Annotated in this window: 12 protein-coding genes and 2 tRNA genes; all 14 read left to right on the plus strand. The window is 39.3% G+C overall.

The annotated features are described in order from the left end of the window. The first annotated feature begins 41 nt into the window (after positions 1-41). Entirely contained in the window at positions 42-3569 is a 3528-nt protein-coding gene (mfd, locus tag NSQ84_RS00300; protein WP_339212156.1) for a transcription-repair coupling factor, read from the plus strand. 191 nt (positions 3570-3760) lie between these two features. Continuing rightward, positions 3761-4297, plus strand: coding sequence for a stage V sporulation protein T (gene spoVT, locus NSQ84_RS00305; RefSeq protein WP_063387575.1), 537 nt, complete (start codon positions 3761-3763; stop codon positions 4295-4297). Between the two features lie 700 nt (positions 4298-4997). After that, on the plus strand, positions 4998-6617 hold the full coding sequence (locus tag NSQ84_RS00310; RefSeq protein ID WP_339212157.1) for a polysaccharide biosynthesis protein: 1620 nt from the start codon (positions 4998-5000) through the stop codon (positions 6615-6617). Beyond that, positions 6610-8088, plus strand: a complete 1479-nt coding sequence (gene mazG / locus NSQ84_RS00315; RefSeq protein ID WP_063387574.1) for a nucleoside triphosphate pyrophosphohydrolase — start codon at positions 6610-6612, stop codon at positions 8086-8088. The genes NSQ84_RS00310 and mazG overlap by 8 nt, the downstream gene beginning before the upstream one ends. Continuing rightward, a complete protein-coding gene (locus NSQ84_RS00320) occupies positions 8085-8348 on the plus strand; it encodes an RNA-binding S4 domain-containing protein (protein WP_063387573.1) in 264 nt (87 codons plus the stop codon). The genes mazG and NSQ84_RS00320 overlap by 4 nt, the downstream gene beginning before the upstream one ends. A gap of 111 nt (positions 8349-8459) precedes the next feature. Further along, entirely contained in the window at positions 8460-8765 is a 306-nt protein-coding gene (gene yabP, locus NSQ84_RS00325) for a sporulation protein YabP (RefSeq protein ID WP_063387572.1), read from the plus strand. Positions 8766-9402: 637 nt separating this feature from the next. Continuing rightward, the gene (locus tag NSQ84_RS00330) at positions 9403-9780 is read left to right on the plus strand and encodes a septum formation initiator family protein (RefSeq protein ID WP_339212158.1); all 378 of its coding nucleotides are present in this window, start codon (positions 9403-9405) and stop codon (positions 9778-9780) included. An 82-nt stretch (positions 9781-9862) separates the two neighbouring features. Beyond that, positions 9863-10240 (plus strand): S1 domain-containing RNA-binding protein, encoded by a 378-nt coding sequence (locus tag NSQ84_RS00335; protein WP_063387569.1) that lies wholly within the window; start codon positions 9863-9865, stop codon positions 10238-10240. A 170-nt stretch (positions 10241-10410) separates the two neighbouring features. Continuing rightward, positions 10411-10487, plus strand: a tRNA-Met gene (locus NSQ84_RS00340). Between the two features lie 10 nt (positions 10488-10497). Further along, positions 10498-10569: transfer RNA gene (locus tag NSQ84_RS00345), tRNA-Glu, on the plus strand. Between the two features lie 349 nt (positions 10570-10918). Next, a complete protein-coding gene (spoIIE, locus tag NSQ84_RS00350; RefSeq protein ID WP_311066716.1) occupies positions 10919-13402 on the plus strand; it encodes a stage II sporulation protein E in 2484 nt (827 codons plus the stop codon). Between the two features lie 76 nt (positions 13403-13478). Beyond that, positions 13479-14210, plus strand: a complete 732-nt coding sequence (locus NSQ84_RS00355) for a VWA domain-containing protein (protein WP_339212159.1) — start codon at positions 13479-13481, stop codon at positions 14208-14210. Further along, the gene (locus NSQ84_RS00360) at positions 14179-15153 is read left to right on the plus strand and encodes a serine/threonine protein kinase (protein ID WP_063387566.1); all 975 of its coding nucleotides are present in this window, start codon (positions 14179-14181) and stop codon (positions 15151-15153) included. The genes NSQ84_RS00355 and NSQ84_RS00360 overlap by 32 nt, the downstream gene beginning before the upstream one ends. Positions 15154-15360: 207 nt before the next feature. After that, positions 15361-16737, plus strand: coding sequence for a tRNA lysidine(34) synthetase TilS (gene tilS, locus NSQ84_RS00365; protein ID WP_311067311.1), 1377 nt, complete (start codon positions 15361-15363; stop codon positions 16735-16737). The last annotated feature ends 12 nt before the right edge of the window (positions 16738-16749 follow it).

A 16749-nucleotide genomic window follows, 5' to 3' on the forward strand; every position in this document is an offset into this window, starting at 1 on the left:
TTTCCAAAGCATTTTTATATTTGTCGAGAGGAGGCTGGAGATTGGAAAGCCTGTATCAATTTTTTTATGCGCAAAACGACTTTCAAGCAGTTGTAGACGGTATAAAAGAAGGTTTGAAAGAACAAATGGTAGCCGGACTTTCTGGCTCAGCAAGGTCTGTATTTATTTCCGCTTTTTACAAAGATATCAAACAACCGATGCTGGTTGTGACTCATAACCTTTATCAAGCTCAGATCATTTATGAAGATTTAAATAATTTACTAGGCGATTCCGTCTATTTGTATCCTGTAAATGAATTGATCGCATCTGAGATCGCAGTCGCAAGTCCAGAGCTAAAAGCACAAAGGATGGAAGTGTTGAATCGTTTATGTAAAGGTGAAAAAAGCATCGTTGTAGCCCCCGTTGCTGCATTAAGACGAATGCTCCCACCGAAAGAGTTATGGAAAAGCCATCAGCTTTCTATTTCTGTTGGAGGAACATTTGAATTAAACGAGAAGCTTCCGCATCTTCACTCAATGGGATATGAACGTGTTTCCATGGTGTCTGCTCCTGGGGAATTCAGCGTGCGCGGTGGAATTATTGATATTTATCCTTTAACGGAGGAACATCCTATTCGCATCGAACTATTTGATACGGAAGTAGATTCAATCCGAACGTTCAGTCTTGAAGACCAAAGATCGATTGAAATGATTCAAGAAGTGACAATCGGACCGGCAGAGGAAATCATTTTAACGGACAGCCATTATGAAAAAGGAATGAAGCAGTTAGAAACGGCTTTATCAAACAGCTTAAAGAAATTGAAAAAAGATGAGCACAAAAATTTATTTATAGAAAATATCCGCTATGATCTGGAAAAATTGCAAAATAGGCAGAAGGATCAGGAGTTCTTTAAATATTTTTCATTCTTTTATGACAAACCTGCTAGTTTGCTAGATTATTTCCCTGCGGATACGGTTATTGTCATTGATGAAGTAAGCCGTGTGCATGAAATGGTTGATCATCTTGAGAATGAAGAAGGAGAATGGTTTACTTCTTTACTGGAACAAGGGAAAATTGTCCATGATGCGAAAGTGTCCCATAAATACTACCAGCTTATACGTGACACATCTTATCCAATTGTTTATTTATCACTGTTTTTGCGGCACGTCCCCTATACAAACCCACAAAATTTGATGAACGTGTCTTGCAAGCAGATGCAAAATTTCCATGGACAAATGCACTTGTTGAAATCAGAAGTTGATCGCTGGATCAAGGCAAATTACACCGTAGTTTTTCTCGGTGCAAATGATGAACGGGCCAAAAGACTTGAACGGGTGCTTGGAGACTATGAGATTGAAGCGGTCATTTCTGATTCAAACCACATTCTGTCAAAGGGGCTGCACATTTTAAAAGGAGATTTACAGACAGGCTTTGAACTTCCTTTAGGACGACTTGCGGTCATAACGGAAGAAGAACTTTTCAAAAAGAGGGTTAAACGAAGACAACAAAGGCAGAAGCTTTCAAATGCAGAAAGAATTAAAAGCTATTCTGAGCTTGAAGTGGGAGATTATGTCGTACATGTTAATCATGGAATTGGAAAATATCTTGGAATTGAAACTTTAGAAATTAACGGTATACACAAAGACTACCTGCACATTCGTTACCAAGGAAATGACAAACTGTATGTTCCAGTTGAACAAATTGATCAAGTTCAAAAATATGTGGGCACAGAAGGAAAAGAGCCGAAAATTTACAAATTAGGCGGAAACGAATGGAAAAGAGTCAAGAAAAAAGTGGAATCGTCTGTTCAAGATATTGCTGACGATTTAATTAAACTGTATGCTGAGCGGGAAGCAAGCAAAGGCTATGCGTTCAGCCCTGATTCGGAGATGCAAAGGGAGTTTGAAGCAACATTCCCTTATAAAGAAACAGAAGATCAGCTTCGTTCCATTCAAGAGGTGAAAAAGGATATGGAACGGGAGCGGCCGATGGATCGACTTCTTTGCGGAGATGTCGGATATGGGAAAACCGAGGTGGCGATTCGGGCTGCCTTCAAAGCGATTATGGATCAAAAACAAGTTGCCTTTCTTGTTCCGACAACCATTTTAGCGCAGCAGCATTACGAAACGATCAGGGATCGTTTTCAAGATTACCCAATTAGCATTGGTGTATTAAGCCGCTTCCGGACGAGAAAAGAGCAGAATGAAACGATTAAAGGCTTGAAAAATGGAACGATCGATTTAGTCATTGGAACACATCGTTTGCTTTCCAAAGATGTTCAATTTAAAGATTTAGGCTTGTTGATTATTGATGAGGAGCAGCGATTTGGAGTTACACATAAAGAAAAAATAAAACAAATGAAAGCAAACATTGATGTGTTAACTTTAACGGCAACTCCGATTCCAAGAACACTCCACATGTCCATGATCGGCGTGCGTGATCTATCAATCATTGAAACTCCTCCAGAAAATCGCTTTCCTGTTCAAACATATGTAGCGGAATATAACCCAATGCTTGTGAAAGAGGCGATCGAACGTGAATTAGCGCGAGGAGGTCAAGTATACGTTTTATATAACCGGGTTGAGGATATCGACCGGAAAGCCAATGAAATCTCTATGCTTGTTCCAGATGCAAGAGTAACCTTTGCGCATGGAAAAATGTCTGAAAATGAGCTTGAATCGGTAATATTAAACTTTTTGGATGGCCAATATGACGTGCTTGTCAGCACAACTATTATTGAAACAGGTGTGGACATTCCGAATGTAAATACATTGATTGTTTATGACGCCGATAAAATGGGGCTTTCTCAGCTCTATCAATTGCGCGGGCGTGTCGGTCGTTCCAATCGTGTCGCTTACGCATATTTTACTTACCGGAAGGACAAAGTTTTATCAGAAGTTGCTGAAAAACGATTGCAGGCCATTAAAGAATTTACTGAATTAGGTTCAGGTTTTAAAATTGCGATGCGTGATTTGGCCATTCGGGGAGCCGGTAATTTGTTAGGTCCTCAACAGCATGGCTTCATTGATTCGGTAGGTTTTGATTTATATTCCCAAATGCTGAAGGAAGCGATCGAACAACGGAAAGGTGAACGGCCAAAAGAGACAAAAAGGGAAGTTGAAATTGAGCTTGAATTAGATGCCTACATTCCGCAGTCTTACATTGATGATGGAAAACAAAAGATTGACATGTACAAAAGGTTTAGAGGCATCGAAACGTTTGATGATTTACAGGAATTGCATGAAGAATTATTGGACAGATTTGGCGAGTATCCAAAGGAAGTAGACTTTTTGTTTAAAGTAGCGAAGCTAAAGTTATATGCACGGCAAGAAAAAGTCGAAGTCATTAAACAAACGAAAGATCTTATCACGATTCTTATTTCAGAGGAAGCAAGCAGCTCCTTTGACGGACAAAAGTTGTTCGAGCTAACGGATGAATTCGGTCGCATAGTCGGGTTTGGCATGGAAGGAAAAAGGCTGAAATTAACATTGCAAATTCATAATTTAGAAACTGAAAAATGGCTGTCTATTTTAATGAAGCTGTTGGCAGGCTTAAAAGACGCAAAGAAAGAAGAAGTTTCTGCCGGCTAATATTGAAAGCAGGGTTAAAATGGAAATGCTGGCAATGGGTTTTTAAGCAGTGTTTGGAAAAAATTCGCTTTCATCATGTATATTACGTGGTTAGTGAAGGATACTAATTTCAACGATGGTGATTGTTCCAAAAATGGAAAAAGGGCAATCGCTACTTTACTAATCTTTAGATGAAAGTGAGGCAGCATAAGATGAAAGCAACTGGTATCGTTCGACGGATTGATGATTTAGGCCGTGTAGTCATTCCTAAAGAAATTCGAAGAACATTGCGTATCCGTGAAGGCGACCCATTAGAAATTTTCGTTGACCGAGATGGTGAAGTAATACTGAAAAAATACTCCCCAATCAGTGAATTGAGTGATTTTGCGAAAGAATATGCTGAAGCGTTATTCGATAGCTTAAACAGCCCCGTTCTCATATGTGATCGTGATGCTATTATTGCTGTTTCCGGAGTTTCGAAAAAAGAGTATTTGAATAAAAATATAAGCGAGCTGCTGGAACGGGTGATGGATGAACGGCAATCGGTTTTCATTTCAGAAGAAGAAGAAATTGAAATCGCTGATGGTGTAACAGAACAAGTAAAATCTTATTGCATTGGACCGATCATTGCAAACGGTGATCCTATCGGGGCTGTTGTCATATTTTCGAAAGAGCAGCCTTTAACAGAAGTAGAAAGTAAGGCAGTTGAGACAGCCGCTAGTTTTTTGGCAAGACAAATGGAACAATAAAGGGAATAATTACTTTTTTACTTCTTCCACAAGCAGACTGTCTCCAACACCACGTTAATAAAAGAGACCACAGAATTCACAACAGTTTCTGTGGTCTCTTCTTTATTTCCACTCTTCACGTATTTAACGAACGACGGCGCTACCTGTTTAAAACATCTTTCGGATGGAAAGCTACAACGTAAAACATGATTGTGTTGGATGGATTTATTTCCATCATTTTCAAAGTTCATCTATATGATATTTCGACACGGTTTGTTGAAGTTTTGTTTTTCCTCTTTAGGAACAGACTAAAACCTTTTGTTCCTCTAATTCACCTTCTTATTTTGGGGAATTTTTCTAAAATCCTGCCGATGAATTTGCCAAGAAAGCTCATCACTTCGAAGGGCGGACAGCCAATTCCCTTCACAATAGTCAACAGGATAGCAGGCATTTCATCGCTGTTAAATTTTATTGAGCGTGGCAAGGAGCAGAAAATAAACCTTTCAGGAAAGGTGTCTCTAGGTTTGCGATAACCACGAAGGTTAAAAATGGGGTATGTGTTAGATTTTTTTTATTTACGGAACTTATGCCGGAATTTGGACTTAAAAGCCGTGAAGTTTAGCCGAGCGCTCTAAAGATTCTCTTTCGGCCGAATGTGGACGAGATTATGTTATAATATGCTGGAAAAAGATGAAGCATGAATTTTGGAAGGAGTAAACGTGTGATTCAAAATGTGCCTCAAGCAAGAACGAACAAATTTTTGCAAGGTGCGGTTTTATTGACGGCTGCTGGAATCATTACGAAAGGATTAAGTGCTATCTACCGAGTTCCTTATCAAAATATTGTAGGGGATATCGGCTTTTATATTTATCAGCAAATATATCCGTTTTTAGCAATTGTCATGGTTTTATCGACAACGGGATTTCCGGTTATTCTGTCAAAGCTGCTGAATGAGTATAGCGATGGCAGCAATTTTAAAAATTTCCGGAAAATATTGGTCGTCTGTTTTTCTTTTTTTGCTTTGATCAGTCTGTTTTCGTTCACGAGCTTGTTTTTAGGAGCTGACAAGCTTGCCCGTTGGATGGGTGATCCGAAACTGGCGCTTTTATTAAAAGCGGCTGCATGTTCGTTTCTGTTTTTTCCATTTATTTCAATGCTAAGAGGCGTTTTTCAAAGCTGCCATGAAATGCTGCCGGTATCTTTGTCGCAAATCGTTGAACAAGCTATACGGGTCGGTGCTTTTTTATCGATCACTTGCTATTTCGTTTATAAAGGATTCGATCTTTATGAAACAGCTGCCGGCGCCATTTTTAGCTCCCTCATTGGGTATATCGGGGCGTTTATGCTTTTGCTTGTATATTGGAAAAAAAGAGTGCCGTTACCGCTTTCCCGATCATCGAAAGAAGCGGCTGTATCTGTGAAAAAGATCTTAACCAAATTGCTGATTTATACTGTGACCTTTTGTTTGACGAGCATGCTGATGATTTTTATGCAATTGGCAGATTCATTTCAGCTGTATAAACTGATGGTCAACAGCGGTGCAGATCCTGAAGCAGCGAAAATAGCAAAAGGCATATATGATCGGGGACAACCGCTATTGCAGGTAGGAACGGTTGCAGCTACATCTCTTGCATTGTCTCTTGTTCCGCTTATTTCATCGTTTCGGCATAAAGCATTTCAATATATTCAGCAGCATGTCGCCTTATCTTTTAAAATTTGTTTGATTGTCGCCATCGGGGCTACGGCAGGTTTAATTTCCATCATCGAGCAAGTTGATTTCATGCTGTTTGCCGATACAAAAGGGGCGGGCGTATTATCGGTGTTCAGCATTTCGATTTTATTTAGCTCGGTTGCGATAACGTCTGCCGGCATTTTGCAAGGAGTCAATGAAACCGTCTGGCCGGCTTTATCTGTTTTAGCCGGAGTAGCCGTGAAAATCTTACTCAATGAATGCTTCATTCCGTTTTTCCATACATACGGGGCGGCATTGGCGACTGTTTGCGGATATGGAGTCGTGTGCTTGTTGAATCTAGCGGTTTTAAATCGGAAAAAATATAAGTTAGCTTCTTTCAAGGCTGTATGGAAAATGATTGGCTCTGCTGTTGTCATGTTTTTATCGATCAAGCTTTACTTTTTTCTATTTGATTTTTTTATATCAGACGAAACGCGTATGAGCGCTTCCATTCAATCATTGACAGCTGTCGTTTTCGGAGCGGCTGTGTATATGTTTTTCATCATCCAATCAGCCATTTTTACAGGGAAGGAAATAGAGAGCTTGCCTTTTAAAAATAAACTGGTTTGTTTGATCAGTGCATGGAAAGAGAGGAAGGAAAATGGATAAGCAAATTACGATTGTTGGCCTGGGTGCGGGGGATGTCGATCAGCTGCCGCTAGGGGTTTTTAAAATTTTGACCTCCAGTCTGCCGCTATTTGTAAGAACAGAGGATCATCCTGTTTTAAGTGAAATTAAAGACGAAATTGGCTCGTTTCAGTCTTTCGATTCCGTTTATGAAATGTTTGATCAATTTGAAGATGTTTATGCGGAAATTGCAAAAAAACTATTGGAGGAAGCAGAAAAATATCAGCATATCGTATATGCGGTACCTGGACATCCGCTTGTAGCAGAAAAAACCGTTCAGCTTTTGCTGAAGGAAATGGAGCAAGGAAAAGTAAATGTGTCGATACAGGGCGGACAATCGTTTTTGGATGCAATGTTTCAAGCTCTGCGCATCGATCCTGTCGAAGGCTTGCAATTCATTGATGCGCAGGATATGAAGCGGGAAGAGCTTTCCTTTCGGCAGCATTTGATTATTTGCCAAGTTTATGACAAGATGATTGCATCGGATGTGAAATTGACGTTAATGGAAGACTTGCCGTTCGATTATGAAGTTTACCTCGTAACGGCTGCAGGGAGCAAATACGAGGACATTAAAAAAGTTCGATTATATGAAATGGATAGATGTGTAGAACTGAGCAATTTAACATCGTTATACATCCCGCCGGTCAAGGATGAACAATTGCTGTATCATCGCTTTTCAGCGTTGCGAAACGTCATTCGAACACTTCGCGGGCCAAACGGCTGTCCGTGGGATCGAAAGCAAACCCATCAATCATTAAAGCGGTACTTAATTGAAGAATGCTACGAGCTGATTGAAGCTATTGATGAAAATGATATTGATCATATGATTGAAGAGCTCGGAGACGTTTTGCTTCAGGTGGTGCTTCATGCCCAAATTGGAGATGACGAAGGATTTTTTACCATTGATGATGTGATTCGCATGTTAACAGATAAAATGATCCGCCGCCATCCCCATGTTTTTGGCAATGTCGAGGCACAAAATGCAGAAGAAGCTGTAAAGAGCTGGGAGGAAGCAAAAAAATCTGAAAACAGGAATGAGAGCGAATCACTTTTAGATTCTGTTTCAAAGGCGCTCCCAGCTCTGTCAAAAGCTTATCAATATCAAAGAAAGGCGGCGAAAGTCGGTTTCGATTGGCCTGATGTACTGGATGCTTGGGAGAAGGTGTCAGAAGAACTGCAGGAGTTTAAAAAGGAAATCGATAATGGAGATGGCGGAACGGAAAAAGCAAAAGAAGAGTTCGGCGATATTCTGTTTGCTCTTATTAATGTTGGAAGATTTTACGAAATTGAGCCTGAAGAAGCATTAGTCATGACAAACGAAAAGTTTTCGCGGAGATTTCGGTTTATAGAACAAAAGGCCCGTGATGCTGGGAAAAATTTAAAAAGTATGTCTTTGGCAGAAATGGATCAATATTGGGAAGAGGCTAAAATGAAAGAGGGGGATCGGACATGAGATTAGATAAATTTTTAAAAGTATCGAGGCTGGTGAAAAGACGCACGCTTGCCAAGGAAGTGGCAGATCAAGGAAGAGTGACAATCAACGGGCATCCAGCAAAAGCGAGCTCCAATGTGAAGGTTGGCGACGAGCTGTCCATTCAATTTGGACATAAGGTAGTGACAATAAAAATCGAATCTATAAATGAAACAGTAAAGAAGGAAGAGGCAAAAAATCTTTATACCATTTTGAAGGAAGAACAAAGGACAGATTTATAAAACGCTCCCTGTATTGTACAAGGAAACAACAAGGCTTGTTCTAAACCCTGCACATCTTACATAAAAATGTAAAAGGAAAGCATCCATTAATTAGAGTGCGGGGGGATGATAATGAGCCAGTATTATGGCGGTAACCATTCACATAAAGAAACCGTGCAGGAGCATAATGTAGTCATGAAGGACCGGAAGCTGTTAGATATTTCTGGCGTGAAGCAGGTGGAAAGCTTTGATAATGAGGAATTTTTGCTTGAGACGGTAATGGGTCCGCTCGCGGTTCGGGGAGAACATTTACAAATGAAAAACTTGGATGTCGATAAAGGCGTCGTATCCATAAAAGGAAAAATTTATGAAGTTTCTTATTTAGATGATTTCAGCTCGGAGAAGGCTAAAGGCATTTTTAGCAAGTTGTTTAAATGACCCTTACCACTCAATTTTACACCATGATTGCGATGATCGGCATGGGCAGTTTTCTAGGCGCCGCACTTGATACTTACAATTTTTTTTTAAAAAGATGGGATCGAAAAAGGTGGGTTGTTTTTTTAAACGATTTAGTATTTTGGGCGGTTCAAGGACTTTTAACTTTTTATGTTCTATTGTATGTAAATCAAGGGGAATTAAGATTTTATGTATTTTTAGCACTTTTATGCGGTTTTGCCGCCTATCAAAGCCTCCTACGGAACGGATACATGACCTGTTTGCGGATTATGATAAAAATCGCTGTTTCTATATACCAATTTTTTGTAAAAATCGTTTTACTGCTTCTTATCAATCCTATTAAATGGATAGTTCATATGGCGATAGCATGTTCTATGTCTCTTTTACTATTTTTATGGAAGGTTATCAAATGGTCTTCACAACTCTTATTCAAGTTATGTAAAATATTATTAGCGCCATTACTATGGGGATTGAACATACTTTGGGGAAAAGCTCCTCAACCAATAAAGCAAAAGATGCTGCATTCGAAACAAATCATAGAAGGAATATTCATAAATATAAAGAATATGTTACGTAAGCTGTATCGTCGGTTCCGCTAAATTTAGGAGGGATTGCAGGAATGAGAGAGAAACGAGAGTTGAATGTAGCTATGCTGCAGCAAACAAATGAACCTGGACAAGAAGTTAAAGCTGAGATGAGACAAAGAAAAAAACGAGGGCTAATTCGACGGTTAGCTGCATTTGGTATAATGGCTGTTACTTGTATTGCGATTATGGCGTCAACGCTCGTTTCTCAATCAATTGCTATCAATAAGAAGCTTGAAGAAAAAAAACAGCTTGAAACAAAACTGGAGAATTTAAAAGAAGAGGAAAAAGATTTGAAGGCGGAAATCATCAAGCTGAAGGATGAAGAATATATCACAAAGCTTGCAAGAAAAGATTATTTTTTATCTGATGAAGGAGAAGTCATTTTTAATATTCCGGGGAATGAACAGTAATATTGACCCCGTTTTTTTATTTTTGTATAATTAAATAAATTATTTTTAATTTTTTTATGATTTAAGGAGGAGCATTTTTTTTATGTCAATTGAAGTTGGCAGCAAGTTACAAGGTAAAGTAACTGGCATTACGAATTTTGGAGCATTTGTGGAGCTGCCAGGAGGCTCAACAGGACTTGTTCATATTAGTGAAGTTGCTGACAATTACGTGAAAGACATTCATGATCATTTAAAAGTCGGCGATGAGGTTGAAGTCAAGGTTATTAATGTAGAAGAAGACGGAAAAATCGGATTGTCCATCAAAAAGGCAAAAGATCGTCCAAAAAAACATGATCATCGTTCCAAAGAAAGTTTTGAGCAAAAAATGAGCCGCTTTTTAAAAGAGAGCGAGGACCGTCTTGCTTCACTTCGGCGTCACACTGAATCAAGACGAGGAGGGAGAGGAGCAAGAAGGGGGTAACTTGCTGCTGTTAATGTTATAGATGATCGCAGACCGCCACCTGAAGATTCAGGTGGTGTATTTAAATTGTCCGAAAATTATTTTTTTATTTTATTGTTGACGGCTCTCATGTTCATATGTATTATAGAACATGTGCGTATTTTACATGAACATAAAGATGCAGTTGATTTGGCGGCGTAGCTCAGCTGGCTAGAGCGTACGGTTCATACCCGTGAGGTCGGGGGTTCGATTCCCTCCGCCGCTACCAATTGAATATTGGCCCGTTGGTCAAGTGGTTAAGACACCGCCCTTTCACGGCGGTAACACGGGTTCGAATCCCGTACGGGTCATGAGAAGAGGCTCTTTCTTTAAAAGAAAGAGTCTTTTTTTATGGAAAAGTTTAAAATTTTGTATTTATATAGGATAGATAAATTTAATTTTTCACCGATTTCAACAAGTTCCGACTCATGTTTTTCGGCTTTTGCTTTTAAAACGGACCAACACGCTGTTACAATCATCTCTTTGAAATGACGCGACTCAATGTCTCAATGGGCTGCTCTGTTCCTTTTAAAAGATTTGTCGTCTATAACAGAAATCGTCGAAATATTCTTATAAACAATTTCCTCCTTTTGACAAATTCCTTTATGAAAAGCTTGTATAATGACTATCAATTACGGTAGTAGGAGGAGTGTCGCTATAATGGAAAAAGTTGAGAGAAGATTTCTGATACCTTTTGCCAATGTCCAATTGGAAAGAACACAATCACTTCTATGGAGATCTTGGAAAAGAGCGGGGCTGCATTTGCATTCTTTTCTGTTTCACAAAGGGTTTGTTTATGTATTGGTCGGGTTTTTGCTGGGGAGAGCTTTTATTTTATCTGAAATTATTCCGTTCGCCCTTCCTTTTTTTGGAGCTGTATGGCTTTTAAAAAGGGACAAGGCATTGCTTGCTGCACTATCACTAATTGCAGGGGCATTCACCATCTCATTGGAATTATGTTTGTTAGTGCTTTCTTCTATATGTATATTTCTTTTGCTTCATAAAATGACTAGTTTTTTCATTAAAACAGATGAAATAAAAATATTGCCTTTTACGATTTTTTCGGGACTTGCTGCCAGCCGCCTTTTATATTCAAAGTTAACTGCAGGATTTATCAGCACGTACGATCTTTTAATGACAGGGGTTGAGGCAGGTCTGTCGATCATCCTGACGTTGATTTTTTTGCAGAGCATCCCGCTTCTTTCAGTGCGGAAATATAAACAAACTTTACGAGTCGAAGAGATTATCTGCTTGATGATTTTGCTTGCGTCCGTCATGACGGGCTTAGTTGGAATCAGTTACCAAAATATACAGGCGGAACACGTTCTTTCACGATATATTGTCCTATTGCTCGCTTTTACCGGAGGTGCAGGCATCGGATGTACAGTTGGTGCTGTAACAGGTTTGGTGCTTAGCCTGGCGAATGTCTCCAATTTGTATCATATGAGCCTACTTGCATTTTCAGGTTTATTGGGAGGTCTGCTAAAGGAAGGACAAAAAGCAGGAGCGTCAGTTGGCCTGATCATTGGCTCACTTTTAATCACGCTATATGGAGAAGGATCGGCTGATGTTTGGACAACCTTATGGGAATCGGGCGCCGCGGTTTTGCTGTTTTTACTGACCCCGAAAAGCTTTACAGAACAGTTGGCAAAGCATATTCCTGGAACAAACGAGCATGTTTTGGAGCAGCAAAAGTATGTTCGAAATATACGTGATATAACTGCTCGGCGGGTTGATCAATTTTCTAACGTTTTTCGGGCATTATCTGAGAGCTTTTCGACTTTTTACCCGGAGGATGGAGAGGATGTAGAAAGAGAAACGGATTTATTTTTAAGCAAGATCACCGGACAGACATGCCAAACTTGTTTTAAGAAGGAGAAATGCTGGGTCAACAATTTTGACCAGACATATCAATTAATGAAGCAAGTGATGAATGAAACGAAAGAAAAGACGTATGCAAATAATCGCAGATTGCAGAAAAAGCTTCACAGGCATTGTTCGAAAGCTAATCTAGTGGTCGGGACGATTGAGCAGGAAATGCACTTTTTAGAAGCGAATCGGAAATTAAAAAAGCAAGTGCAAGAAAGCAGAAGATTGGTAGCTGAACAGCTGCTAGGAGTTGCTCAAGTAATGTCCGACTTTTCTCGGGAAATGAAAAAGGAACGGGAACATCATTTTCTGCAGGAAGAGCAAATTTTCTATGCTCTTCAAAACTTCGGTTTAGAAATTGGCCATATTGATATATACAGCCTTGAAAAAGGGAACGTCGATATAGAAATGAGCATTCCGTATTGCGGCGGCCATGGAGAATGTGAAAAAATTATTGCTCCGATGCTTTCCGATATATTAAACGAAATGATCATCGTGAAAAATGAAGAATGTGCAGGTTATCCAAATGGATTTTGCCACGTTGTGTTCGGTTCTGCAAAAGCATACAAAGTAGAAACGGGTGTTGCTCATGCTGCAAAAGGAGGAGGTCTTGTTTCAGGCGACAGCCATTCCATGATTGAATTGGGCGTCGGAAAATTTGCCATAGCCATTAGCGATGGAATGGGGAACGGGGAAAGGGCTCATTTTGAAAGCAATGAAACGATTAAATTGTTGGAAAAAATTCTTCAATCAGGCATTGATGAAAAAATTGCTATCAAAACCATCAACTCTATATTGTCGCTGAGAACGACAGATGAAATTTATGCAACATTAGATTTGTCTATCATTGATTTACAAAGCGCCAATTGCAAATTTATGAAAATCGGATCTACTCCGAGTTTTATTAAACGAGGAAATAAAATTATCAAAATCGAGTCTAGTAATTTGCCGATCGGCATTATCGATGATTTTGAGGTGGACATTGTAGACGAACAGCTAAAAGCAGGAGATTTATTAATTATGATGAGTGACGGAATATTTGAGGGACCAAGGCATGTAGAAAATTATGATTTATGGATGAAAAGAAAAATAAAAGAAATAGAGACTGATGATCCACAAGAAATAGCCGATTTAATTATGGAGGAGGTGATCCGCTCCAGATCGGGGGCAATCGATGACGATATGACGGTTGTGGTGGCTCGAATTAATCATAATACACCGAAATGGGCGGCGATCCCTGTTTCAAATTTTTATAAATCGAAAAAGATAAGCTGATTTTCTGCCATGCTTAGTATAAAACGTTTTCCTTCTGGTGAGGATGGTAATAAATCATTGACCAGGAGGAGGAAAAATGAGAAAAGGGACATTAAAACAAATTTTGTTGTTAACTGACGGATGCTCAAATCATGGTGAAGATCCAATTGCTATGGCGGCTTTAGCTAAGGAGCATGGGATTACTGTCAACGTAATTGGGATTTTAGAAGAGAATGTGATAGATCAAGATGCAATGCAGGAAATAGAAGGAATTGCTGAGGCAGGGGGAGGAGTGAGCCAGGTAGTTTATGCCCATCAGCTTTCACAAACAGTACAGATGGTCACTAGAAAAGCGATGACACAAACATTGCAGGGAGTTGTTAATCGTGAATTAAAGCATATTTTAGGAAAATCAACTTCTATTGAAGAGCTGCCGCCTGAACAGCGTGGTGAAGTTATAGAGGTTGTGGAAGAGCTTGGTGAAACGGTCAATTTAGAAATTTTAATTCTCGTAGATACGAGTGCAAGCATGGGGCCAAAGCTTCCAACGGTAAAAGAAGCGCTTTTTGATTTATCCATTAGCCTAAATTCAAGAATAGGCAATAATCAATATTCGCTGTTTATATTTCCTGGGAAAAGATCAGAAACAGAAATTTTATTGGATTGGACTCCGAAACTGGATTCTTTATCAACCATTTTTCCGAAATTAACGACAGAAGGATTGACACCAACTGGTCCGGCGATAAAAGGAGCTATACAACATTTTAAACAAAAACGCTCATTGAGGGGAATGCTCGATGATGAATACCTCGATGAACAAAGCATGTAAAGTTCTTCCCGGTACCATTATTAAAGGAAAATGGCATGGAAACACGTATCGGATATTAAAAATGCTGGGGTGCGGAGCAACAGGGTCGGTTTACCTTATTGAATCCAGTAAAGGGTATGCAGCATTAAAAATAAGTGAAAATAGCATGGGAATCACTTCAGAAGTAAACGTGTTAAAGAGACTGGCCAAGGTCCAAGGTTCGTGCCTTGGGCCTTCTTTGATCGATGTGGACGATTGGTTTAACACAGCTAGCGGAAAGATGCTTCCGTTTTATGTTATGGAGTATGTTAAAGGTGAACATTTTATCCAGTTTATTAAAAATAATGGTGCGATTTGGATTGACGTGCTAATCTTGCAGCTTTTGTCCAATTTGGAGGAGCTTCATCAGTCAGGCTGGGTTTTTGGTGATTTAAAGCCTGACAATCTAATTGTTACAGGACCTCCTCCTAAAATTCGCTGTATTGATGTAGGTGGCACAACGATAAACGGAAGATCCATTAAAGAATTTACAGAGTTTTTTGACAGGGGATACTGGGAATTGGGGACGAGAAAAGCTGAACCGAAATATGATCTTTTTGCAGTCGGTATGATTATTATCAATGCTGTTTTTCAAAAACGCTTTTCAAAAAAAGGAAACAGTAAGGAGCAATTGATGCAAATCATTAACTCCCATCCTTTTTTAAACGAAAGAAAACAAGTGTTGACGAAAGCTTTATTTGGCTCCTATTCATCCGCTTTGGAAATGAAGCAGGATCTTTTGCATCATGTTTCAAACGCTAATTTGCAAAGAAAGAGAAATGTACAAGCACAATCTAAACCGAAAAGGACAGCTAACAATCGAAAAAGAAAGAAAAAGAAAAGCAAAGGGCTGATCGAAACATTGGTGATTATGGTTTGCCTGGCATTTCTATATTCTTTATATATTTTTGCGACACTTCTGTAAATGGCTGCTGCTTGTTTAAAGCGGCAGTGCTTTTCCCCCTTCTCATGCTTCCGCGAGTGCCCCGACTATTTCAAAAAATGTCCGATCTGAACTGCTTCCCTTTTAGGAAAATAACAGTAAAATGCAAAAGGCTTTGTCTTTGCAGAAGGCAGGCAAATAATGATAGGATAAAGATAACTAGAGAAATATTGGATGTGACGGTCTTTGATTCAAAATGTATGTGCGTTTATTGAAAAACATCAATTGCTCCAAAAAAATAGTACGGTCATAGTAGGTGTGTCCGGCGGCCCGGATTCACTGGCACTTCTACATTTTTTAAATACATTTAAAGATCAATTTGGCATCACTGTTATAGCAGCACATGTTGATCATATGTTCCGAGGCATAGAATCACAAAAAGAGATGGAATTTGTCATCAATTTTTGCCGGGAATTAAACATACCTTGTTACGCTAAGCAAATCAATGCGGCCCGTTATGCTGAGAAACACCGGTTGAATGCCCAGCAGGCTGCTAGAGAATGCCGCTACCAATTTTTCTTAGAGTTGATGGATCAGCTTCAGGCGGATGCTTTGGCTCTAGCTCATCATGGAGATGACCAAATTGAAACGATTTTAATGAATCTTGTTCGCGGAACAATAGGGAAGGGACTAGCGGGAATTCCTGTCATACGGCCTTTCGGCAGAGGGAGAATCATACGCCCCTTTTTAGCCGCAACAAAGGATGAAATTTTAAAGTATTGTGAAGAATTTCAGCTGGCGCCCCGATTTGATCCAAGCAATGAAAAAGATACGTATACACGGAACAGGTTTCGCAAATATGTTTTGCCGTTTTTGAAAAAGGAGAACAAAAGGCTGCATGAACATTTTCAATATTTCAGTGAGGTCTTTTTGGATGATGAGCGATTTTTGGAGGAATTAACGAAGGAAAAATTAAATAAAGTAGTGATAAGAAAAACGAATTCTTCCGTTACTATTCATAAACAAGAATATAAAAAGCTTCCTGATCCGATCAAAAGGAGAGCGGTTTATCAAATATTGAATGATCTGATAAAAAGCGGCTCCTTCTCGGCTGTTCATATTGAAAATGTAAACGAATTTTTGATGAAAGCGCACCCTTCGGGGATGCTTCATTTGCCTATGGGGCTCAAAGTCATAAAATCTTATGATGAATGCACCTTTACGTTTCAATCGCCAAATAGTGAATCTTTCTGCTACACGGTACCGGTACCGGGAAAAATACATTTGCCGAACGGAAAAATATTTTTTACTGAAACCTTTTTTGGGATTCCTTCGTATAAAGGTGATGACGTTTTCTATCTTCCAAAAAAATGGTACGTTCCGCCTTTAATTATTCGGAGCAGAAAAAAAGGAGACAAAATGACAATTAAAGGCATGAACGGCACGAAAAAGGTAAAAGATATTTTTATTGATAAAAAAATACCGAGGGAAGAGCGCAACCTTCTCCCAATCGTTGAAAATGGCAACGGCCAAATCATATGGATTCCGCTTGTAAAAAAATCAAATTTAGAGGAAATTAGCATTACCAATGAATCTTATATTGTATTACAATATAAAGAGCAGTGATCTCATCAGGAG

Origin of the sequence: Aeribacillus sp. FSL K6-3256 (assembly GCF_037965805.1) — a bacterium.
In the GTDB taxonomy this organism is placed as follows: domain Bacteria; phylum Bacillota; class Bacilli; order Bacillales; family Aeribacillaceae; genus Aeribacillus; species Aeribacillus composti.

Bases quoted from the DNA above. Each gene is read 5' to 3' on its own strand.
- spoVT (WP_063387575.1), top strand. From the start codon at position 3,761: ATGAAAGCAACTGGTATCGTTCGACGGATTGATGATTTAGGCCGTGTA.
- mazG (WP_063387574.1), top strand. From the start codon at position 6,610: ATGGATAAGCAAATTACGATTGTTGGCCTGGGTGCGGGGGATGTCGAT.
- NSQ84_RS00320 (WP_063387573.1), top strand. From the start codon at position 8,085: ATGAGATTAGATAAATTTTTAAAAGTATCGAGGCTGGTGAAAAGACGC.
- yabP (WP_063387572.1), top strand. From the start codon at position 8,460: ATGAGCCAGTATTATGGCGGTAACCATTCACATAAAGAAACCGTGCAG.
- NSQ84_RS00330 (WP_339212158.1), top strand. From the start codon at position 9,403: ATGAGAGAGAAACGAGAGTTGAATGTAGCTATGCTGCAGCAAACAAAT.
- NSQ84_RS00335 (WP_063387569.1), top strand. From the start codon at position 9,863: ATGTCAATTGAAGTTGGCAGCAAGTTACAAGGTAAAGTAACTGGCATT.
- spoIIE (WP_311066716.1), top strand. From the start codon at position 10,919: ATGGAAAAAGTTGAGAGAAGATTTCTGATACCTTTTGCCAATGTCCAA.
- NSQ84_RS00355 (WP_339212159.1), top strand. From the start codon at position 13,479: ATGAGAAAAGGGACATTAAAACAAATTTTGTTGTTAACTGACGGATGC.
- NSQ84_RS00360 (WP_063387566.1), top strand. From the start codon at position 14,179: ATGATGAATACCTCGATGAACAAAGCATGTAAAGTTCTTCCCGGTACC.